We start from the raw sequence: 21709 nt of genomic DNA, 5'->3' as shown, positions 1-21709 counted from the left end.
ACGACTGCGCCGCCAGGACATGGCAGCATACGTGCCCGTGACCTGCCAGGGAGGCACCATGCTGAGCGGATTCGATGCGCTGGTCGAGAAGTCGATGGCCGAATGGAAGATCCCCGGACTTGCCCTGGCCGTGATCCGCGACGGCGAACCCATCCTGCTGCGGGGCTACGGCGTGCGCGACAGCGCCGCGCCGGCGCCCGTGACCACCACCACGCAGTTCCTGCTGTGCTCGATCACCAAGTCATTTACCGCCGCCGGACTTGGCCTGCTGGTCGACGAGCGCAAGCTCGACTGGACCACGCCGGTGCGCGACATCATTCCCGGCTTCCGGCTGCATGATGCCGTCGCCACGCAACGCATCACGGTGCGCGACCTGCTCAGCCATCACAGCGGCCTGCCGCGCCATGACTGGATCCACACGCCGGGCGACCTCGACACCAGCCAGATGCTCGAACGGCTGCCGCACCTCGCGCCAAGCCGCGAGCTGCGCGAAAGCTGGCAGTACCAGAACCTTGGCTACGTGATCGCCGGCCACGTGGCCGAGCGCATCAGCGGGCAGCGCTGGGAGGACTTCACCACGCAACGGCTGCTGCAGCCGCTGGGTTTTACGCGCTTCGGCTTTTCGGTCGAAGCGCTGGCGGCCGATCCCGACCATGCACACCCGCACGCGATGGACGGCGACGAGCGCCTGCGCGCCAGTTGGTCCCCGATCCGCGCGACGCCGGCCGGCGGCCTCAACGCATCGGTGGAAGACCTGGCCCGATGGATGCGTTGCCTGCTGGACGAAGGCAAGGTGGACGGACATGCGCTGCTTGCGCCTGGCATCGTGCGCGACATGATGACGCCGCGCGTCCACGTTTTCCGTGCAGAATTCCCGGAGGTCGGCGATGTGCACTACGGACTGGGACTCACGGCCGAGCACTACCGCGGCGAGCGGACGGTCTCGCACTCGGGCAGCTGGCTGGGTTGGGCAACCCTGATGACGATGATGCCGGCACGGCGCCTGGGCATCGCCGTACTGACCAACCGGGCTCCCGGCGCGGTGACCGCCTTGCTGACCTACGCCGCGCTGGACCAGCTCTGCGGGCACTCCCCCATCGACTGGTTCAGCCGCCTGCGCGCCAGGCGGCACGAGATGCTGGCGCAGCTGCAGATCGACAAGGCTGCACGGCTGGCACGGCAGCACGCCGGCACTAATCCCAGCCACGCGCTGCACGATTACTCGGGCACATACTCGCATCCCGCCTACGGCGACATCACCATCGAAACCGATGGCGATGCGCTGTCGTGGCACTGGCGCGGCATGTGCGGGCGGCTCGAGCACCGCCACTACGACGTCTTTACCACGGCGGAAAAGCCCGCCGAGATCCATCCGGACAACCTCGCCCTCACCTTCCTCTACGACCGCGACGGCACCATCGACCGCATTGCCGCGCCGCTGGAACCGCTTGTCGACGACATCGTCTTCCATCGCATGGCGGCGGACGAGGCAACCAACGCCGCCTTCCGCGCACGTCGCCGGAAAAACCTCGACGGTGCCGACGTATGCCGGACTGATCAAGAGCCTTGAGTTGTGAACACGCGAGGCAGAAGGCAAGGGCTATCTGGCGCACGCCCCCCGCCCGCTCACGGCGCCATACTGGCAAACACCCGATCCCGCCGCACCCACCAGTGGAACAGCGCGGCCGCCACATGCAGCAATACCACTGCCAGAAAAGCATAGGCCAGCCACGTATGCGCGCTGCGCAGGAACGCAAACGCCACGACATCGGGATTCATTAGCGGGGGCAGCGCCCATGCGCCGGACATCGTCACCGGATACCCGCCCGCCGACAGCATCGCCCAGCCGACCAGCGGCTGCAGGCCCATCAGGGCATAGAGCGCCAGGTGGCTGGCGTGCGCGGCGCCGCGCTGCCAGCCGGGCAGGTCGGCCGGCGGCGGCGGCGCGCCGCGCACCAGGCGCGTGACCAGCCGCACCGCCCACAGCGCCAGCAGCAACGCGCCCAGCGGCCGGTGGATCGCGACCAGCGTCAGGTGCAGGTTTGATACGGTGGCCACCATGCCGATGCCGATGAACAGCATGGCGAAGATGCCGGCGGCCATGGTCCAGTGCAGCCATCGCGCCAGGCCGCTGTACCGGTTCGGGGATGTGCTTGTCATTGTCCGGCTCCCGCGTGAAGTTCCTGTTGCGCGTTTTCCATGCTGCGGCGGCGGTATGACTCGGCATAGGCCGATGAACGTGCGGCCAGCAGCGGATCGTCGGAGGGCCTCAGGCCGCGCGGCAGGATGGTGGGGTCATAGTTGATATCGCGGCAGCTGCCGTCCTGCTGCGCACTTTGCCGCTCCAGCACCAGCGTGCCGGCATCGATCTGCTGCCGCTCCGCGGGCCACGCCTGCGTGGCATCGGCGGTGGGATCGCCGGGCTGCGCCACGGTCACGACCAGGTGCCATCGCAACGGTCCTTGTGCGAGCCGGCTGGCGAGGTCGCGCGCGAGGAAATCGGCCGATGCGCCGGTAGCGGATGCGGCGCTGGCCGGGGTCTCGGGATCGAGCCGCCATCGGACAGCCCGCTGCAAGCCCGCGCCATCGGTGGCGACGAAGGCGTTGATGCCGTAGTACGCGGTGGTGGCGAAACTGCCGCTCAGCGGATGGTCCTTGACCCATTGCCGGAACGGTTGCGTCTCCGGGTACTTGCCGAAGAACGCTGCCAGCCGCCTCGGATCCGGCTTGCCGGTAGCGGGATCGGGCCGCGCTGCCACCAGTTGCTCATAGAACTGCTGCGGCGTGCGCACGCCGAACACCGGCGTTGAGTTCATGGCGGTGCGCCATTGCTCGCCGTCTGCCAGCCGGAATTCCAGTGCCAGGCTGCGCACCGGGGCGCCGGCATCGGGCGCGGCCGGGTTGCCGCCGGGGATGGCAAGGCGGCCGGTCACCGGCGTGCGCACCGTTCCGAACACCACCGCGCGCGATACCGCCAACGCCTTGCCATTGCCTTCGAAGTACCCTTCGACGCAGACACCCTTGGCATGGTTGCGGCGATATCCGGCGTGGATGCCGGCGTTGGCCTCGAAGGCATCGATGATCCTGAATGCCGACAGGCGCGCCGGCGTCACCCAGCCAGCCGCCCAGGCAAAGCCGGCGCCGATCGTCCCCACTACCGCGGCAATGGCGGCCAGCCTGCATGGCAGGCAGGCTGGACGGCCGGGCGGCGCTGCTTGGTGTCGTGTCATGGGCTTTTTCCATTACTGGTTGCGCGCGCCTCGTCCGGGCGCGCTGAGCCCAATGTAGCCCGCTAGCGGGGCCGCAAACGATGACGGCTTGATTACCGATCCGTAATTCAGGCCGCGCCGCCGCGCAATGGAAAGCTGAGCCGGAAACGCGTCATCGCCGCCGGCACCGACTCCGCCCCCACCGTGCCCTGGTGCAGGTCCATGATGGTCTTGACGATCGCCAGCCCGATGCCGGAAGACGCGCCCGAGTTGGCGCGCGCCGGATCGCAGCGGAAGAAGCGGTCGAACAGCTTGGGCAGGTGCTCGGCGGCGATACCGGGCCCTGGGTTGCTGACCTCGATATGGGTGTAGCCGTCCGCCTGCCGCGCCGTCAGCACGATCTGCTCGCCTGCCGGCGTATAGCGCACCGCATTGGAAACCAGATTGCTGAGCGCGCGCCGCAGCAGGCCGGCATCGGCAAACACCCTGCCCGCGGCCTGCACGCGGATCGATACCTGCTTGGCGTCGGCCAGCAGGCCGAAGTAGTCCGCCACCCGATGCAGTTCCGATTCCAGGTCCAGCTCGGCCACACGCATGGCCACGCGCGCATTGTCGGCACGCGCCAGGAACAGCATGTTCTCGATCATGCGCGACAGGCGCTCATACTCCTCCACGTTCGAGGCCAGCAGCGCCTGGTACTCCTCGGTGCCGCGCTCGGCGGACAGCGCCACCTGGGTCTGCCCCAGCAGGTTGCCCAGCGGCGTGCGGAAGTCATGGGCCAGGTCGGCGGAGAACTGCGACAGCCGGTGATAGCTCTCGTGCAGCCGCTCGATCATCTGCTGCAGCGCATGCGCCAGCTCCTTGAGCTCGACCGGCAGCCGCGCCGGATCGATCGGCAGCGCCACGCTGGAGAACGTGACCGTGCGCGTGCCGGTGGCGATGCGGCGCAGCGGCGACATGCCCGCCCGCACCGCGGCGTAGCCGAGCAAGCCGACCGACAGCGAGCCCAGCAGCGTCGCCCACACCAGCTTCCAGCGGTACTCGCGCATCAGCGCAAAGCGCGAGCGCGCCACCTGCGACACCGTCACCTTCACCGGCGCGCCGTTGTCCTGCGGCCGCGCCAGCAGCACCACGCCGCGGATCTGATAGCCCGCGGGCGTGCGCCAGGCGCGGATCGATTCCGGCCCCAGCGCGGCGCCTTCGGCCAGCGGCGGGCCATCCGGCACGGACTCGCCATGGAAGTTCGCCTCGGTAAGCAGGCTGCCGCTGGCGGACTGCACCCTCAGCGCATACTCCTCATTGCCCGACACCACGCGGCCGATCTCGCGCCAGCGGTCGGCATCGCTGTCAAAGCGCTCGGCGAGCTCGTCGCGCACGCGCGCGGCCTTGCGCAGCAGTTCGGCATCGTCGCGCGCCACCACCTGCATGGTCAGCGCCTTGTAGAGGTAGGTGCCGACGCCGGCAAACGCCACGCCGGCCACCAGCGCAAAGGCCAGCGCCAGCTGGACGGTCAGGGACAGGCGCGATCTCACGGACGCCGGCTCTCGAGCACGTAGCCGATACCGCGCACACTGTGGATCAGCTTGTTGCCGAAGCTGTCGTCCATCTTGGCGCGCAGCCGGCGCACCGCCACGTCGACGACATTGGTATCGCTGTCGAAGTTCATGTCCCACACATGCGAGGCGATCTGTGTGCGGCTGAGCACCTCGCCATTGCGCCGCGCCAGGAAGTGCAACAGCGCAAACTCGCGCGGGGTCAGGTCGATACGCTGCCCGGCGCGCGCGACGCGATGCCGGATCAGGTCGATTTCCAGGTCGTCGACCTCGATGCGCTCGGCCTCGCGCGGCGGACCGCGGCGCAACAGCGTACGCACTCGCGCCAGCAGCTCGACAAAGGCGAACGGCTTGGCGAGGTAGTCATCGGCGCCCAGTTCCAGGCCGCGGACGCGGTCCTCGACCTCGTCGCGGGCGGTCAGGAACAGCACCGGGGTCTGCTTGCGCTCGCGCAACTGGCGCAGCACCTCCCACCCGTCCATGCCGGGCAGCATCACGTCGAGGATGATGAGGTCATACTGATGCTCCGTGGCGCAATGCAGGCCGTCCGCGCCGGTGACGGCCAGGTCCACCACGAACGCGGATTCGGTCAGGCCTTTGCGCAGGTATTCGGCAGTCTTGGGCTCGTCTTCGATTACCAGGATCTTCATTGTCTTTCGGGTTCGGTTCTGTCCGGCCCGCGTCGCGCATGGCCCCGAAAAGCATAACCCCTGACCTCCGGGCCAGGAATGACAAAACCGTAATCGAAACGTCAGCATCCCGACGCAGGACGGCTGCAAGGGACGGCGAAGCCGCATGCAAGGGCCACGGCGTGCCCAAGACTTCACACCGCATCTGGCTGCTTCGCACCCGTCGCCCGCCGGAGGTCTTCCCACCTGTGACTTCATGCCGCGGGATGGCCGCATTGCGCAGTTCGCGATCGAGCAGCATTAAGCGCGGCGCGCGTGCCGGGTACGCCGCGCCGCGCCCGGCCGCGCTCAGCGGTTGCGGCGCACGCCGGCCAGGATCAGGACCGTGGCGCAGGCTTCGAGGAAGGCCACGAAGTACAGGCCCGAGGACAGCTGCCCGGTGTTGGTCTTGAACCAGCCGATCACATAGGGCGCGACGAAGCCCGCCAGGTTGCCGACTGAATTGATCAGCGCGATGCCGCCCGCGGCGGCGGTGCCGGCCAGGAATGCCGACGGCAGCGACCAGAACACCGGGAACGCGGCCAGGATGCCGACCGAGGCCACCGTCAGCGCGGCCAGCGCCAGCAGCGCGCTGTGCAGCCACAAGCCGGTCAATGTCAGCCCCACGGCGGCCAGCAGCGTCGCCATCGCACAGTGCATGCGGCGCTCGCCCGAGCGGTCCGAGTGGATACCGTTGAGCACCATGGCGATGGTGCCGGCGATAAACGGGATCGCCGATACCAGGCCGATCCGCAGGTTGCCCTGCACGCCCAGCTCCTTGATGATCGACGGCGACCAGAACGCGATGGTGGCGTTGCCGCTGACCACGCAGAAGTAGATCGCGGCGCAGATCCAGACGCGCGCATTGGTAAAGGCGTCACGCAGCGCCGAATGCTTGGCCGGGTCGCGTGCCTCGGCTTCCACGGCCTGCGTCACCAGCTGCTGCTCTTCAGCCGTGAGCCAGCGCGCGCTGGCCGGCCGCTCGGGCAGGTACATCAGCACGGCAATGCCGGCCAGCACCGACGGAATGCCCTCCAGCACGAACAGCCATTGCCAGTTGGCGAGCCCGTCCACGCCGTCCATGGTGGTCATGATCAAGCCCGCGAGCGGGCCGCCGATCACGCCGGCGATGGCGAACGAGGTCATGAACAACCCGTTGATGCGCGCGCGGCGCGCCGCCGGGAACCAGTACGTCAGGTAGAGCACCACGCCGGGAAAGAAGCCGGCCTCGAAGATGCCCAGCAGGAAACGCAGCGCGTAGAACTGCGTGGGGGTCTTGACGAAGATCATCGCCATCGACGCCAGGCCCCACAGGATGGTGATCCGCGCCAGCGTCTTGCGCGCGCCGATCTTCTCCAGCAGCAGGTTGCTCGGCACCTCAAACAGGAAGTAGCCGAGGAAGAAGATGCCCGCGCCCAGGCCGTAGACGGCCTCGCTGAACTGCAGGTCCTGCAGCATCTGCAGCTTGGCGAAGCCCACGTTGACGCGGTCGATCCAGGCGAGGATGAACAACAGGACCAGGAACGGGATCAGGCGCACGGTGATCTTTCGGTACGCCACGTTGCATTGCTGGGCAACTTCTGCCGGTGGCAGGTTCTCCAGGGCGCCGGAGGCGCCAGTCATCACGGAAGACATCGGTGATTCTCCTTGGGTAGGTTGGGCGGGGCCCCGCTGCATTGGCGGGGCCCTCTGGCTTGCGCTGTGCCGGAGTGGGATGGTTGAGCGAGGCCGCTGCGCTTGGACCGATACGGGACCGGCGCAGCCTGCCCCGGGGCAGGCCGTTCGCTAACGCCCGCGCGACCGCATGGCCTTTACATCAGGCTGCGCTCGATCGCACCAGCCACCTGCAGCACGCGCGCGTCCTGGCCGTGCAGCGCGCAGACGCCCAGGCCGATTCCCTGTGCAACGGGCAGCGTGACCGCGCATCCGTCCAGGAAATTGATTACGCTCGGATTGCGCAGCACCAGCCCGTTGAGGGCGAAGAAATCTTCGTCGCGCGCCAGCGCGTCCAGGCGCGGGGGCCGCACGGCCACGGTCGGCATCAGCCAGGCATCGGCGTCGCGCAGGCGCTCGCCGGCGCGGTGCTGCATCGCGCGGCGCTGGGCCAGCAGGTCGATATAGTCGGCCGCGCTCTGCTGCTGGCCGCGCCGGATACGCTGGGCCACGCGCTGGTCGTAGCGCTCGCCCTGCTCCGCCAGCAGTTGGCGGTGCCAGGCCCAGGCTTCGGCAGCGGTGAGGCCGCCGCCGCCGTTGATCTCGGGCAGCCGGCGCAGTTCCGGGAAATCGAACGGCACGATGCGCGCGCCGCGTTCCGACAGCCGCGACAGGGTGTCCTCAAACGCTTGCGCGACCTCGGCGTCGAGCCCGTCGCAGACGAAATCGCGGGTCACGTAGAACCGCATGCCCGCCAGCTCGGCGGGGCGCGTATCGAGGGTCTCGCCACTCAGCACGGCGTCCATCGCCGCGCAGCACGCGACCGAGCGTGCCAGCGGCCCGGCGGAGTCGAGCGAGGTCGACAGCGGCACCGCGCCGGCCAGCGGCACGCGGCGCGCCGTCGGCTTGAAGCCGGTCAGCCCGCAGAAGGCCGAGGGGATGCGGATGGAGCCGCCAGTGTCGGTACCCAGCGCGGCCACTGCCATGTCTTCGGCCACGCTGACCGCGCCGCCGGAGGTCGAGCCGCCCGCAATCCGGTCCGCGTCGAAGGGCGTGCGCGGCGTGCCATAGTGCGGATTCAGGCCGAGGCCCGAGAACGCAAACTCGCTCATATTGGTGCGTCCCAGCAGCACTGCGCCGGCCGCGCGCAGGCGCGCGACCGCGGGTGCATCGGCCTGCGCTGGCGCGGCGCCATCGAGCGCCTTCGAGCCGGCGCGGGTCACCTGGCCGCGTACGTCGAACAGGTCCTTGACCGAGATCGGCAGCCCCGCCAGCGGCGACGCCACCAGGCCCGCGGCACGCGCCTGGTCGGCCGCGCGCGCCGCGGCCAGCGCGCCGGCCGCGTCGACTTCCATGAAGGCGGTGCCGCCGGTGCGGGCATGGCTGTCGATGCGGGCCAGTGCCTGCTCGGTCAGCGCCACGCTGGTGGTGCGGCCCGCCGCCAGGGATGCCGCCAGCGCGGCAATGGTCGGCGCGCTCATTCGGCCACCGCCAGGCTCTGCACGCGGTACGCATGGCGCAGCGTGCGATTGCGCACGGGGTCGTGCAGCTCCACTTCAAAGGCATCGCCGTGGCCCAGCTCGCCAATCACCGCCTGCGTGCCGCAGAACATCGCGGTGCCGGGCGGCAGCGTGGCTTCGCCGGTCAGCCGCTCGACCAGGTCGCGCGGATCGAGCAGGCGCGTGACCTTGCCTTCCTGGTACAGCGCGCGCTGGCCGTCGCGCACGCGCCAGCAGCGCATCTCCAGGCTGTCCCAGTGATCGGCCACCTCGTCGAAGCGCCACACCTGGCGACCGAGAGGCTTGCCGCACATCTGCTTGGACACGGTGACGTCGTAGGCCTCGACCTTGCGGTCGGTATGGTCCGAGCCGATGCCGATATACAGCGCGTCCTCTGCCTGCAGCAGGACAAACTCTGTTTCGCCGGAAGAATCGGCGCGCGGCACCTCCAGTTCGTCGGCCGTGGTCAGCAGCGACGCGGCCAGTGGATAGAAGCACGGCACCGTGGCGGGCGGCTTCACGCCGATCGCCTGGAGCTCGTCGATATGGTGCTGGACGGCGTCCTTGTCGCGGCCGGTCCATCCGGCAATGATGAGGCGCTGGATATCGAGGGCGAGTTCACCCCCGCCGGCGACCTGGAAATGCAGTGTCGGCATTGCGTACTACCTTGTTACAGGGAAAAAGCGGGTCAGGCCGGATGCAGAAGGTCAGAGCGTCCTGATGATGTTCTTGCGGAACTCGTCGATATGCTGGCGCACGGCCTTGCTCACGGCCGGCACGTCGCGGCGTTCCAGCGCCTCGACGATCTCGAGGTGTTCCTGGTACACGTTCTCGAGATGCTGCGGGTCGGACAGCGACAGGAACCAGAAGCGCGCCTGCTTCTCATGCAGGCCGCGCAGCAGCTCGGCCAGCACGCGGTTGCGCGAGGCGGCCGACATCGCCGTATGGAACTTCAGGTCCAGCGACGCCAGTGCGGGGATGTCGCGCCGCGCGATCAGCGGGGGCGAGCGGTCGACGATTTCGCGCATGGCCTTGAAATCGCTCTCGTGGCCGCGCTCGCAGGCGAGCGTGGCGCACAGGACCTCGTTGGTCGCGCGCACCTCGATCATGTCGAGCACCTCGTTGAGCGACAGCGGCGTCACCAGCACGCCCTTGCGCGGCAGGATCGACACCAGGCCCTCCACTTCCAGCCGGTGCAGCGCCTGGTGTACCGGCGTGCGGCCCAGGCCAAGCATGTTCGCCACCTGGGCTTCGTTCAGCGGCTCGCCGGGGCGGAACTCGCACGAGATGATGCGGCGCTTGATCTCGACATAGGCGAGGTCGCGCATGGCCGCCCCGCTCTGGGTTGCGGTCTGCGCGGGGCTACGCATGCCATCTGTTTCTACCAGCCGAATGGATTTAGCCACGGGTCATTCCGAAAAGCATCTGAAGTAGTAGTGATAGTAGTGTGATATTTCACAGGCTGCAAGCGCCGCCATTCTCGGGGTAAACGAGAATGACGCGTTCGGATTCGTTAAGTCAGGGGAGATTGCGCAGGGTCATGTGCAGACTAGCCCACCTCCGACAGCGCGCAGCGTCATCGGGCGGCGGCCCCGCAGCAGCATGTGCCGGACCGCCGTGACACCGCCATCCGTTTCCTACGCCAGCATCCGCACCTGCGGCTCCCGCTCCCACTGCCGCGTCTTCGCCGCCGCGATAAAGCGCTTGGTATCGCTGGCCGGCACCACCCCGTTGTGGCGGGCGGGGCGACGCTGGCCGATGGCTCGAAACTGCCTGCGGACGGGTTTTTTGACGATAACAAGGACACACCACTGACAGCAATTGCCGGGCCTGCTCGTCTGGAAGACCGTTCTGCGGCATTCGGGGGGTTTTGCGGGACGCATGGAGACCGGCAAGGATGCGGTCAGCGGTCCGGCGACAGGAGTGATGCGATGGCTTGCGCGCAGGCTGGTCGTCCTGCGTGAAGTCGGGCTGTTTCGTCCATGGCGGGCGAAACAACCCAGGCGCGCGGCATTGCGCCGCTGCGCGACTGCTGCGTGCGACTGCGGCGTTATTCCTCCTGGAACGCCTCCTCACGCTTGGCCTTGATCGACGGCAACGCCACCACCGCCACCAGCGCCGCGGCAGCCACCAGCAGGCCCAGCGATAGCGGACGGGAGGTGAAGACCGAGAAATCCCCGCGCGACAGCAACAAGGTGCGGCGGAAGTTCTCTTCCATCATCGGCCCCAGCACAAAGCCCAGCAGCAGCGGCGCCGGCTCGCAGCGGAGCTTGAGGAACACGTAGCCGATCAGGCCGCAACTGGCCGCCGCGAACACGTCGAACACCGTGTTGTTGACCGAGTAGACGCCGATGCTGCAGAACACCAGGATGGCCGGGTACAGGAAGCGGTAAGGCACGGTCAGCAGCTTCACCCACACGCCGATCAGCGGCAGGTTCAGCACCACCAGCACCAGGTTGCCGATCCACATCGACGCGATCAGCCCCCAGAACAGCGCCGGGTTGCTGGTCATCACCTGCGGGCCGGGCTGGATATTGTGGATGGTCATGGCGCCAACCATCAGCGCCATCACGGCATTGGGCGGGATGCCCAGCGTCAGCAGCGGGATGAACGAGGTCTGTGCCGCGGCATTGTTGGCCGACTCCGGCCCCGCCACGCCTTCGATCGCGCCCTTGCCGAACTCCTCCGGATACTTTGAGGCCTTCTTCTCCAGCGAATACGCGGCGAACGACGCCAGCGAAGCCCCGCCGCCCGGCAGGATGCCCAGCGACGAACCCAGCAGCGTCCCGCGCAGCACGGCGGGGATCATGCGCCGGAAGTCTTCGCGGGTGGGGAACAGGTTGGTGACGCGGTCGGTGAAGGTCTCGCGATGTTCCTTCTGCTCCAGGTTGGCAATGATCTCCGCGAAGCCAAACAGCCCCATGGCGAGCGCGGTGATGCTGATGCCGTCGGTCAGCTCCGGCACGTCGAACGAGAAGCGCGCCGCGCCCGAGTTCACATCGGTGCCGACCAGCCCGAGCAGCAGCCCCAGCACGATCATCGCCACCGCCTTGACCAGCGATCCCGAAGCCAGCACCACGGCGCCGATCAGTCCCAGCACCATCAGCGAGAAGTATTCGGCGGGACCAAACTTGAACGCCAGCTCCGACAGCGGCGTGGCAAACGCGGCCAGGATCAGCGTGGCCACGCTGCCCGCAAAGAACGAACCCAGGCCAGCGGTGGCCAGCGCCACGCCCGCCCGCCCGCGGCGCGCCATCTGGTAGCCGTCGAGCGTGGTCACCACCGCCGACGACTCGCCGGGCAGGTTGACCAAGATCGCGGTGGTGGACCCGCCGTACTGGGCGCCGTAGTAGATGCCGGCCAGCATGATCAGCGCCGCCACCGGCGGCAGCGTGTAGGTGATCGGCAGCAGCATGGCGATGGTGGCCAACGGGCCGAGGCCCGGCAGCACGCCGATCAGCGTCCCCAGCACGCAGCCAAGGAAGGCATAAGCCAGGTTCTGCAGCGAAAGCGCGGTAGAAAACCCCAGCGCAAGATGACTTAGCAGCTCCATCCGATGTCTCCTAGTTGGTGAGGATCGCAGGCCAGACCGGCATCTGCAGGTTGATGCCGTACACGAACGCCACCGTGCTGATCAGCACCAGGATCGCGGCATTGAGCATGGCGCCCTTCCAGGTGAACTCATGGCTGGCCATCGACGACACCAGCACCAGCGCCAGCACCGACAACACCATGCCGAGCGGCTTGAGCAGCAGGCCGAACAGCACCACCGATCCGAGGATCCACAAGAGTGTCTTGATGTCCCAGCGGGCCATCCGGTCCGCATCGCCTTCACGCGACATCGAACCCAGCGCCACCACGGCGCCAAGCAGCGCCAGCACGATGCCGAGCCAGAATGGGAAATAGCCCGGGCCCATCTTTGCGGCGGTGCCCATGGAATAGCCACGGGCGACGAATGAAAAGCTGAGGCCGACCATGACGAACATCAGGCCGGAGAGAAGATCGGTTTGCTTGCGTATGCGCATGCGGGGGCTCCTTGTGGCGCGCGCAGCGGGCGCTGCCGGCGTGGGGCAGTCGCCAGCGCTGTCGCGTCTGTTTCGGGAGTCCCGAACAATACATCATGTTGTGATATATTTTTATGAAGGCAAGGGTTATTCCCTACAAATTCGCCGGTGCGTCAGGATCCTTGCGTCACGTGAGCGGCGAGACTTGGCAGTTGTATGCATACATGAAGGCCTGCGCTGTCATCCTGCAGTCATCGTCGCCGTCCACTCGATTCGCTGCGCCAGGCTCGGGTGTCAGTGCGACGCGCCCGCCGCCGCCTTTTCTCGTCCCATGCTGTACTCGGCCGGCACCCATGCGTAGCCCTTGCCCTGGCGCCGAACATGCCCGAGGCCCGGGAACGAGATATGCGCCGCGCCCACCCAATAGCCCTTGGCCGCGGCGTCAGCCATGGCCCGCTTGCGCATCTTCACCGCGGCGGTGGCATCGACATCGAAATCGATCGCGACGCCCGGCTCCGGAAACTGCACCTGCTGCGCATGGATGGTGTCGCCCCACAGTTGCAGGCGCTGTCCCTCGCTGCTGATCTCATAGAACGCGTGACCCGGGGTATGGCCCGGCATGCGCACCGGACGGATGCCGGGGAACAGCTCCTGCTCGCCGTCGAAGGGCCGGACCTTGCCGGCCTTCAGGTAGGGCGCGAATACCGCCTCCGATTGCGCGAAGTTATGCCGCTGGCCTGATGTCGCCTTCGCGGCATTGGCGGGGTTCAGCCAGAAATCGGCATCGCGGCGGTCGACGTAGACCACGGCGTTCGGGAACACGGCATTGCCGTCGACGGCCAACCCACCGGAGTGGTCGACGTGTATATGCGTCAGCAGCACCGCATCGATCTGCTCCGGCTGGTAGCCGGCCGCGCGGATATTGTCCGGCAGCTTGCCGCCGACGCCGGGACCGAACAGGCTGCCCGCGCCGGTATCGACCAGCACCAGCTGCTGGCCGGTGTTGATCAGGAAAGCGTTGATCGAGGTCTCGGGCTCGGTGGACTGGTAGCTGCGCGCCTGCAGCGACGCAATGTGCTCGTGCGACGCATGCTTGAGCAGCTTGCCGATCGGCACGTTGACGGTACCGTCTGACAGCGCCGTGATCTCGAACTTGCCGAGCTTCATCCGGTAGTAGCCGGGCGCCTGGGTCCCGACCTGCGGCGCCGCGGCATGGACCGGCATGGCAATCACCGACCAGAGCAAGGTACCAACCAGCAGTGCACGTCGCCACAGGGAAGGCTTTAACGGGGAATGGTGAGTGTTCATTGTGCTTGCCTCGAAAGAACCGCGAACGACAGGCTGTCGCGTGTTGTGAGGATTCTGGTGGCCGAAGCGGACTCGCACAAATCGATTGGAATGATCGCCGGCATCGCCGCCGGCGATACCGCACTCCGGGACCGCGCGGCGTGTGGCCCGCGCGGCATTCATTCCGCCACGGAAACTATCCGAGCATAAAACTTCACTAGGCCGGCGCCGGGCCGTCGCTGATACTCAATTCCACAGTTACACCACGATGACGAGGGGAGTCAGCATGAGGAAGTCAGCAATACAAGTCCTGGCCGCGGGGATCTTCGGCGCGCTGCTGTGGGCGCCGGCGACGGCGCAGGCAGCGTGGCCGGAGAAGCCGGTGCGCCTGATCGTACCCACCGCGCCGGGCGGCGCACCGGACATCGTTGCGCGCCTGTTCGGCGACGCGTTGTCGAAGCGGCTAGGCCAGGCCGTGATCGTCGAAAACCGGCCCGGCGCGGGCGGCAATATCGGCATGCAGGCGCTGCTGGCCGCGCCGGCGGACGGCTACACCATCGGCTACGGCAACAACGCGACGCTGTCGACCAACCGTTTCCTTTACAGCAAGCTGCCCTACGACCCCGACAAGCTGGTGCCCATCGTCGGCCTGGTCACGACCTTCAATATCCTTGCCGTCAACCCATCGCTGCCGGTCAGGACCACGCAGGAACTGGTGGCCTACGCGCGCGCCAACCCGGGCAAGCTGTCGATGGGCTCGGCCGGCAACGGCACCACCAGCCACCTGGGCGGCGAGCTGTTCAAGGTCATGGCCAACCTGAACATCGCCCACGTGCCCTACAAGGGCAGCACGCCGGCGCTGCAGGATCTCGTCGGCAACAACGTGCAGTTGATGTTCGACAACGTGCCGTCGATCGGGCCCTACGTGGTTTCCAACCGCGTGCGCGCGCTGGCGGTGACGTCGAGCAAGCGCTCGCCGCACTTCCCGGACCTGCCGACCATGGCGGAGGCCGGCCTGAAGGGCTACGAGCTGACCGCGTGGGCGGGACTGGTGGCCGCGCCGGGCACGCCTGCCGAGGTCATCGAGCGCCTGAACCGCGAAGTCAACGCCGTCATCAAGGATCCGGCTTTCCGGGCGCACCTGGACAAGCTCTCGTTCGATCCGCTGGGCGGCACTGCCCACGACTTCCAGCAACTGATCGCGACGGAGACCGTCAAGTTCGGCGAGCTGGTGCGCAAGAGCGGTGCCAGGGTCGATTGAGGGAGCACGCCATGCAAATGCACTATGACCTGATCATCCGCAACGGCGACCTCATCGACGGCACCGGCGCGCCGCGTCGCGCCGCCGACATTGGTGTGGTGGACGGCGAGATCGCCGCGATCGGCAACCTCGCGGCAGCGCGGGCGGACACCGAAGTCGATGCCGCCGGCCTGATCGTGGCGCCGGGCTTTATCGACACCCACACGCATGACGACTGGATGGTGTTCCAGTCCCCGGAGATGCTGCCCAAGGTCACGCAGGGCGTCACCACCATCATCGCCGGCAACTGCGGCATCAGCCTGTTTCCGCTGGTGACCGACAGCATCCCGCCCGCCCCGCTCGACATCATGCGCGGCGGCTACCGCTTCGATTCCGTGCGGGCCTACCGTGAATCGTTCGTGGCGCAGCCGGCCGCGGTCAATGTCGCGGTGCTGGTAGGCCAGTCCACGCTGCGCGCCAGGCATATGCGCCAGCTTGGCCTGCCCGCCAGCGATGCGGAGATCGAAGGCATGCGGCAAGACGTCGAGGAAGCGCTGCGCCAGGGGGCAATCGGAGTGTCCACCGGCACGTTCTATCCGCCATCGGCCGCGGCGCCCGAGGATGAGATCGTGCGCATGTGCGAGCCGATGAAGCGGCTCGGCGGCGTGCTGGTCTCCCATATGCGCGATGAAAGCGACAACATCGGCGCGTCGATCGACGAGACCGCGCGCATCGGCAAGGCACTGGGGGTATCGACGGTGATCTCGCACCACAAGCTGGTGGGCAAGCAGAACCACGGCCGCAGCCGCCACACGCTGGCGCAGGTGCGCGGGCTGGCCGAAACCATGCCGCTGTGCCTGGACTGCTATCCGTATGCGGCGTCGTCGACCATGCTGCGGCCCGAGCGCGTGCATCAGTGCGACCGCATCCTGATCACCTGGTCGGCCCCGCACCCTGAAGCCGCCGGGCGCTACCTCGAAGACCTCGCGCGGGAATGGGGCCGCTCACGCCATGAAGTCGCACAGGCGCTGGTGCCGGGCGGTGCCGTGTACTTCATCATGGACGAGACCGACGTGCGCGACATCCTGTCCTATCCCGACACGATGGTCGGCTCCGACGGCATCCCTTCCGACGAAACGCCGCACCCGCGGCTGTGGGGAACGTTCCCGCGCGTGCTCGGCTTGTACTCGCGCGACCTGGGGCTGTTCCCGCTGGAGCGCGCGGTCCACAAGATGACCGGCTTGCCGGCACAGCGCTTCGGGCTGGAGCGGCGCGGGGAGCTCAGGACGGGCCATGTCGCGGACATCACCGTCTTCGATCCGGCGACGATCCAGGATCGCGCCACCTTCGACGATCCGCAGCAGCCCTCCGTCGGTGTGCGGCATGTGTTCGTCGCCGGGCAGGCGACCCTTCGCGACGGGCAACCGGCCAGCAGCCGTCCCGGACGCTTCGTCACCTCCACCCTGGTGAAGGCACAGCCGTAGCGCCTAGCGCCGGTTTGCGTCGGCGCTCTGCTCCAGCAGCCACGCGATGAAGGTCTGTATCGCGGGGCTGTCGCGCTTGTCCTCGCGGCAGATGAAGTAGTAGGCCTTGGGCGAGACGTAGGGCTCGTCGGACAGGCGCAGCAGCCGGCCCGCCCTGATGTCGTCGCCGGCAACGTACTCCGGCAGCAGCGCCAGGCCCATGCCGCCGAGGGCAGCCTGCAAACCCATGGTCAGCAGGCCATAGCGCGAGCCGTCATCCGGGTGCGCGAGCTTGATGCCGGTCTGCCCGAGATAGGCGGGCCACGCTTCCAGCGCGGCGTTCTGGTGCAGCAAGGGCAGACGCTTCACCGCCCTGGCCAGCGTAGCGCCGGCCGGCAGCAGCTCAGGGGCGCACACCGGATACAGTACCAGCGGCATGACCTTCAGGCTGAAATGGCGCGGCGGCGGCCCCGCGCAATACATGATGGCCGCATCGAGCCCGGTGCTTTCGAGGTCGACGGGGCCTACCTTGGTGGTGACGTTGAGCTGGATATGCGGCTGTTCGCGCGCGAACCTGAGCATGCGCGGCAACAGCCAGATATTGCCCAGCGACACAGGCACCGACACGTTCAGGCGCCCGCCCGAGGCGCGCCCCGACTGCACCTCCATCGTGGCTTCCTCCAGCATGGCCAGGGCCTTGCGCACGCTCTTGAGGTATTCCTCGCCGGCAGGCGTCGTCGCCACGGCGCCTTTGCGGCGGTTCAGCATGCGCTCACCGAGGAAGGATTCCAGCTCGGTGATCTGTTTGCTGACCGCGCTTTGCGTCAGGCACAGCTCCTCGGCCGCGCCGGTGACGCTGCCCGTGCGCGCCGTGGTCTCGAATGCAATCAGGTTTGCCAGCGCGGGCAGGTGGCGGCCGTTGGTACTTTTCATGTCGGTAGGCGTGGCGGGAAGCCGACTCCGGTTGCGGGGGCGCGTGCCGGCATTGTCGTGCATTCATTCCGGGATGGAAAGCTGGACGGATAAAACATCCATTGCCTGCGCGCACCGGCGGGCCAATACTGCATGCATACCGAACGATCGCCGATGACATCCAATTCTTCTGCTGCCCCGACTGACGGCTTCGACCCGTTCGAAGCCTCCCTCCGGGAACTCGCCGATGCCATGCGCGCCGGCACCATTTCCGCGGCCGGCCTGGTCGACTGCTACCTCGCCCGTATCGCCGCCTTCGACAAGTCCGGCCCGCTGATCAACGCGATCAGTTGCGTCAATCCCGCCGCCTTGCACGAGGCGCGTGCGCTGGACCAGGAACTGCGCGCAAGCGGTCCGCGCGGGCCGCTGCATGGCATTCCCATGGTGGTCAAGGACAATATCGATGCCGTCGGCATGCCGACCACTGCCGGGTGTGCGGCGTTGCGCGAGGCTTATCCGAACGCGGACGCGCCGTGCGTGGCGCGCCTGCGCGAAGCCGGCGCCATCGTGCTGGCCAAGGCCAATATGTCGGAGCTGGCCGCCTCCAACGGCCGCTTCGGCTACAGCTCCGCCAACGGCCTGACGCGCAATCCCTATCGCCTGTCGCGTAATGCCAGCGGTTCCAGCAGCGGCACCGGCGCGGCGGTGGCGGCCAACTTCGCGGCCTTCGGACTCGGCACCGACTCATTCGGTTCCGTGCGCGGTCCGGCCTGCGTGCATGCGTTGGCCGGCATGCGGCCGACCCATGGGTTGCTGGAGGCGGAAGGCGTGCTGCCGCTGGCGGCATCGTTCGATACCGTGGGTCCGGTGGCGCGCAGTGCGGCCGATGCGGCCATCGTTTTGGACGCGCTGGTGCCCGGCGCAGGTTTCAGCGAGATGGCAGCGTCGTTGCGCGGCCGCAGGCTGGGCATCGTGGCCAACTTCGCGGGCGGCAACGACGAGATCGATCAGCTCTTCCTGGCGGCGACCGAGACCATGCGTGCGGCGGGCGCCGAGACCATACCCGTGCGCCTGCCGGCCGGCGCGCGCACGCTCTACGCCGACCTGCTGGGCGATATCGCCCGCGCTGAATGGGTGCGCGGGCTCGACGCCTGGCTGGGGCAGTTGCCTGCCGGCGTGCCGGCCAATACGTCTGCGTTGCTTGCGCGCATGGCCGCAACGGATGGCTGCCATCCTGTGAACCCGCTTACCCTTGCCGCGCTAAGGCAAGCGTACGAGACGCAAGACCTGCCGCCGCAAGGCGATGGTGTGGCGGCAAGCCACTTCGGCGCCCTGCTCGACGATATCTTCCGTGCCGACGGCGTGGAGGCGCTGCTGTTCCCCACGCTGGCATGCCCTGCATCGCCGCGCTTCGACATGGCCGATGCCACCTACCACTGCCGCGCCGAGCAGCCCCTGGCGGCGATGCATATGGCAAGCGCTGCCGGCTTTCCCGAGGTCAGCGTGCCGATGGGATTCACGTCGGCCGGCGTTCCCGCTGGCGTGTCGTGGCTGGGCCGGGCAGGCAGCGATGCCGTGCTGCTGCCCCTGGCGTCGGCCTTCGAGCAACTGACCCGGCACCGCCGCCCGCCCGCCAGTACGCCGGCGCTGCGATGACGAGGACGGCTTGCCTTGCCGCAGGCATCGCGCGATAGTTCAGTGCCGCAAAATCCGACGGAAGGTAGCCAAGGTGAGCATCAAGGAAAGCCATTTTCGCGGCGTCGACCTGAACCTGCTGGTCACGCTGGCCGTGTTGCTGCGCGAGCGCAGCGTCTCGCGCGCGGCGGCGCACCTGCACCTGGGGCAGCCGGCCGTCAGCGGCGCGCTGGCGCGGCTGCGGGAGCTGTTCGACGATCCACTGCTGGTCAGGACCGCGCGCGGCATGGAGCCGACCGAACGCGCCCTGGAACTCGAGCGGCGGCTGATGCCGGCACTCGGGGACATCGAGGCCGCCCTCCTCGAACGGCGTGAATTCGACCCGCCGACGTCCGACCGGACTTTTGTCGTGGGCATGCCCGATTGGGTGGAACTGTGGCTTGCGCCGGCATTACTGACGCGGCTCGATGCGCTGGCCCCGCGCGTGCGGCTGGCCATCGTGCCGACCGACCCGTTCCGTGGCACGGACATGCTGGAGCGCAACGAGATGGACCTCGGCATCGGCCCCTTCGCCAAGGGGCCGGCATGGCGGCGCGAGCGCGCACTGCGGACCATGGGCTTTCGCTGTGTCTATGGCGCGGCGCCGCTGCGCGCCGGCCAGGGCCTGTCGCTGCGCGACTACCTGCGGTTTCCCCATGTGCTGGTGTCCTATCGCGGCGCCTTCGACAGCGCGGCCGACGCCTGGCTGGCGGAACGGGGCCAGGCACGGGACGTTCGCTACAGCAGCGCACGCTTCGCCAGCGTGCCGGCCATCCTCAGGGGAGCCCCCGCGCTGGCGACGGTGCCGGCGGTGCTCGCCGACCAATGGTGCAACAGCGCGGGCCTGCGCGATGCGCCCTCCCCGGTGCCGATGCCGGACTTCACCGTGATGTCGGTCTGGACGGCTGCGCGGGACAGCGATGCCGGCCTGATGTGGCTGATGGACCTGATCGCGGCACTGGCACAGGGGGATGCGGCGACCTAGCCTGCTTCCCTCACGCCTTGCGCCACACCGGCGACGCCGGGATCGCCACCTTGCGCGGCAGGATCTGCTGCGCGGTGAAGGCATCGGCAATGCGCTGCTGTTCGGCCAGCGCAGCGGCGTCGACCGTGCGCACCGCATAGCTGCGCCGCGCGTTCGCGGCCTCGACCGTGGCCGCGTCCAGCCCGATCAGCGGCGCATGCCAGCGTGCCGCCTCGGCGGGATTCTGCTTGACCCACTCGCCGGCCTCGCGCAGCGCGTCGAAGGCCACGTTGAGCACCTCCGCGTGTGCGCGTGCAAAGGGCGTGGCGGCGAGGTAGAAGCGGCGATAGCTGGCCAGCCCCTCGCCGTCGCGCAGCACGCGCGCATTGGCCTGGCGCTGCACCGCGGCCAGGAACGGATCCCAGATCGCCCACGCGGCCACGCTGCCGCGCTCGAAGGCGGCGCGCGCATCGGCCGGGCTCAGGTACACCGGCTCGATATCGCGGATCGACAAACCCGCGCGCGCCAGTGCCTCCAGCATGAGGTAGTGCGCGCCGGCACCCTTGGCAAAGGCCACCCGCTGGCCCTTGAGCTGCGCTACCTCGCGGATGCGGGAATCGCCGCGCACGACAATGGCCTGCGCCTGCGGCGACGGTGTCTCGCTGGCGTAATAGGTAAGCTCGGCACCCGCGGCCAGCGCGAACGGCGGCACGGCATCGGCCACGTCGGCGCTCAGGTCGAGGTTGCCCAGGTTCAGCGCTTCCAGCAGTGGCAGCCCCGAGGTGAACTCATACCACTGCACGGCAACCCCTTTGGGCGCGAGCGCCTTCTCCAGCGTCTGCCGCGACTTCAGCAGGATCATCAGCGTGGAAGACTTCTGGAAGCCGATGCGCAGCACGGGCTGGCCTTGTCCCCAGGACACGCCGGGCAACGCGCAGGCTGCGGCGGCGGCTTGCAGCAACAGGCGGCGGCGCGGGTTGTGGGTCGGGGTCATGGCACTGGGCTCCGGGAAATCTGGGACGGAGCGCCAGCATAGTCAGGCGCGGCGATGAAGCCAACGAAGATTGTCGCGGATGCTTATGCGCGCGGCGTCACCTCGCGACAAATCCGCGGGTATCATCGCGACATCCGCTCCCCCGCCTTCGCACGGAACACCATGCACCTCTCCGCCGCCATCCCCATCCTCCGGATCTTCTCCGTTGACAAGGCCAAGGAGTTCTATCTCGACTACCTCGGTTTCACCCTCGACTGGGAGCACCGGTTTGAAGAGGGGTTTCCGATGTATGCGCAGGTCAGGCGCAGCGGCCTGACGCTGCACCTGAGCGAACACCATGGCGATGCCACGCCGGGGTCGACGGTGTTCGTGCCAGTGCAGGATATCGATGCGCTGCATCGCGAGCTGGCCGCCAAGCCATATCCGTACGCCAGGCCTGGCGTTGAGGCGCTCGGCTGGGGGCGGCAGCTGCAAGTGGCGGATCCCTTCGGCAATCGACTGCGCTTTTGCGAGCTCGCCCCGGATTAAGCCGTCATTCGACGCGGTACGCGACCAGCTCCAGCGTTTCATTCACACGCTCGCTCCTGCA

19 protein-coding genes are annotated in these 21709 nt (G+C 67.9%); 6 read left to right on the top strand and 13 right to left on the bottom strand.

All coding sequences use genetic code 11. From position 1 onward, the window contains the following. Nucleotides 1-58: 58 nt before the first annotated feature. The gene (locus tag AC10V3_RS23735) at nt 59-1570 is read left to right on the top strand and encodes a serine hydrolase (RefSeq protein ID WP_490924081.1); all 1512 of its coding nucleotides are present in this window, start codon (nt 59-61) and stop codon (nt 1568-1570) included. Between the two features lie 56 nt (nt 1571-1626). On the opposite strand, the gene AC10V3_RS23730 is transcribed toward AC10V3_RS23735, so the two are convergent. The 11 genes from AC10V3_RS23730 to AC10V3_RS23680 all read right to left on the bottom strand — a co-directional run bounded on the left by AC10V3_RS23730 (nt 1627) and on the right by AC10V3_RS23680 (nt 13810). Continuing rightward, nucleotides 1627-2160: a cytochrome b gene (locus AC10V3_RS23730; protein ID WP_022537851.1), complete on the bottom strand. Its 534-nt coding sequence runs from the start codon at nt 2158-2160 to the stop codon at nt 1627-1629. Continuing rightward, nucleotides 2157-3230, bottom strand: a complete 1074-nt coding sequence (locus AC10V3_RS23725) for a catalase family peroxidase (protein WP_454752729.1) — start codon at nt 3228-3230, stop codon at nt 2157-2159. Before AC10V3_RS23725 ends, AC10V3_RS23730 begins: the two co-directional genes overlap by 4 nt. Before the next feature lie 107 nt (nt 3231-3337). Then, a complete protein-coding gene (locus AC10V3_RS23720) occupies nt 3338-4741 on the bottom strand; it encodes a heavy metal sensor histidine kinase (protein WP_022537849.1) in 1404 nt (467 codons plus the stop codon). Then, nucleotides 4738-5412 (bottom strand): heavy metal response regulator transcription factor, encoded by a 675-nt coding sequence (locus tag AC10V3_RS23715; RefSeq protein ID WP_022537848.1) that lies wholly within the window; start codon nt 5410-5412, stop codon nt 4738-4740. The genes AC10V3_RS23720 and AC10V3_RS23715 overlap by 4 nt, the downstream gene beginning before the upstream one ends. A gap of 327 nt (nt 5413-5739) precedes the next feature. Next, on the bottom strand, nt 5740-7065 hold the full coding sequence (locus AC10V3_RS23710) for an MFS transporter (protein ID WP_041681703.1): 1326 nt from the start codon (nt 7063-7065) through the stop codon (nt 5740-5742). Nucleotides 7066-7241: 176 nt separating this feature from the next. Beyond that, complete coding sequence (locus AC10V3_RS23705; protein WP_022537846.1) at nt 7242-8564, bottom strand: amidase; 1323 nt, start codon at nt 8562-8564, stop codon at nt 7242-7244. Further along, nucleotides 8561-9238, bottom strand: coding sequence for a DUF2848 domain-containing protein (locus AC10V3_RS23700; RefSeq protein WP_022537845.1), 678 nt, complete (start codon nt 9236-9238; stop codon nt 8561-8563). Before AC10V3_RS23700 ends, AC10V3_RS23705 begins: the two co-directional genes overlap by 4 nt. Before the next feature lie 51 nt (nt 9239-9289). After that, nucleotides 9290-9988: a GntR family transcriptional regulator gene (locus AC10V3_RS23695; RefSeq protein ID WP_490924080.1), complete on the bottom strand. Its 699-nt coding sequence runs from the start codon at nt 9986-9988 to the stop codon at nt 9290-9292. Between the two features lie 644 nt (nt 9989-10632). Beyond that, nucleotides 10633-12135, bottom strand: coding sequence for a tripartite tricarboxylate transporter permease (locus tag AC10V3_RS23690; protein WP_022537842.1), 1503 nt, complete (start codon nt 12133-12135; stop codon nt 10633-10635). A 10-nt stretch (nt 12136-12145) separates the two neighbouring features. Beyond that, the gene (locus AC10V3_RS23685; RefSeq protein WP_022537841.1) at nt 12146-12607 is read right to left on the bottom strand and encodes a tripartite tricarboxylate transporter TctB family protein; all 462 of its coding nucleotides are present in this window, start codon (nt 12605-12607) and stop codon (nt 12146-12148) included. Nucleotides 12608-12880: 273 nt separating this feature from the next. Then, nucleotides 12881-13810 carry an MBL fold metallo-hydrolase gene (locus AC10V3_RS23680; RefSeq protein ID WP_490924079.1) on the bottom strand — a complete coding sequence of 310 codons (930 nt, stop codon included), beginning with the start codon at nt 13808-13810 and terminating at the stop codon, nt 12881-12883. Nucleotides 13811-14159: 349 nt separating this feature from the next. Between AC10V3_RS23680 and AC10V3_RS23675 the strand changes: the two genes are divergently transcribed. Together AC10V3_RS23675 and AC10V3_RS23670 are read left to right on the top strand one after the other, a co-directional pair. Beyond that, nucleotides 14160-15134 (top strand): Bug family tripartite tricarboxylate transporter substrate binding protein, encoded by a 975-nt coding sequence (locus tag AC10V3_RS23675; protein ID WP_490924078.1) that lies wholly within the window; start codon nt 14160-14162, stop codon nt 15132-15134. Between the two features lie 17 nt (nt 15135-15151). Then, nucleotides 15152-16597 carry an N-acyl-D-amino-acid deacylase family protein gene (locus AC10V3_RS23670; protein WP_041681950.1) on the top strand — a complete coding sequence of 482 codons (1446 nt, stop codon included), beginning with the start codon at nt 15152-15154 and terminating at the stop codon, nt 16595-16597. A gap of 3 nt (nt 16598-16600) precedes the next feature. On the opposite strand, the gene AC10V3_RS23665 is transcribed toward AC10V3_RS23670, so the two are convergent. Then, nucleotides 16601-17509, bottom strand: a complete 909-nt coding sequence (locus tag AC10V3_RS23665; RefSeq protein ID WP_490924077.1) for a LysR substrate-binding domain-containing protein — start codon at nt 17507-17509, stop codon at nt 16601-16603. Between the two features lie 153 nt (nt 17510-17662). Between AC10V3_RS23665 and AC10V3_RS23660 the strand changes: the two genes are divergently transcribed. After that, nucleotides 17663-19144 carry an amidase family protein gene (locus AC10V3_RS23660; protein ID WP_490924076.1) on the top strand — a complete coding sequence of 494 codons (1482 nt, stop codon included), beginning with the start codon at nt 17663-17665 and terminating at the stop codon, nt 19142-19144. Between the two features lie 73 nt (nt 19145-19217). After that, a complete protein-coding gene (locus tag AC10V3_RS23655; protein WP_022537835.1) occupies nt 19218-20147 on the top strand; it encodes a LysR family transcriptional regulator in 930 nt (309 codons plus the stop codon). Nucleotides 20148-20157: 10 nt separating this feature from the next. On the opposite strand, the gene AC10V3_RS23650 is transcribed toward AC10V3_RS23655, so the two are convergent. Next, on the bottom strand, nt 20158-21120 hold the full coding sequence (locus AC10V3_RS23650) for an aliphatic sulfonate ABC transporter substrate-binding protein (protein WP_490924075.1): 963 nt from the start codon (nt 21118-21120) through the stop codon (nt 20158-20160). Between the two features lie 162 nt (nt 21121-21282). Between AC10V3_RS23650 and AC10V3_RS23645 the strand changes: the two genes are divergently transcribed. Then, nucleotides 21283-21648: a glyoxalase superfamily protein gene (locus AC10V3_RS23645; protein ID WP_490924313.1), complete on the top strand. Its 366-nt coding sequence runs from the start codon at nt 21283-21285 to the stop codon at nt 21646-21648. Nucleotides 21649-21709: the final 61 nt, after the last annotated feature.

It is taken from the genome of Cupriavidus sp. PB-02, from assembly GCF_058252315.1.
This window is presented reverse-complemented; position numbering and strand designations above follow the sequence as displayed.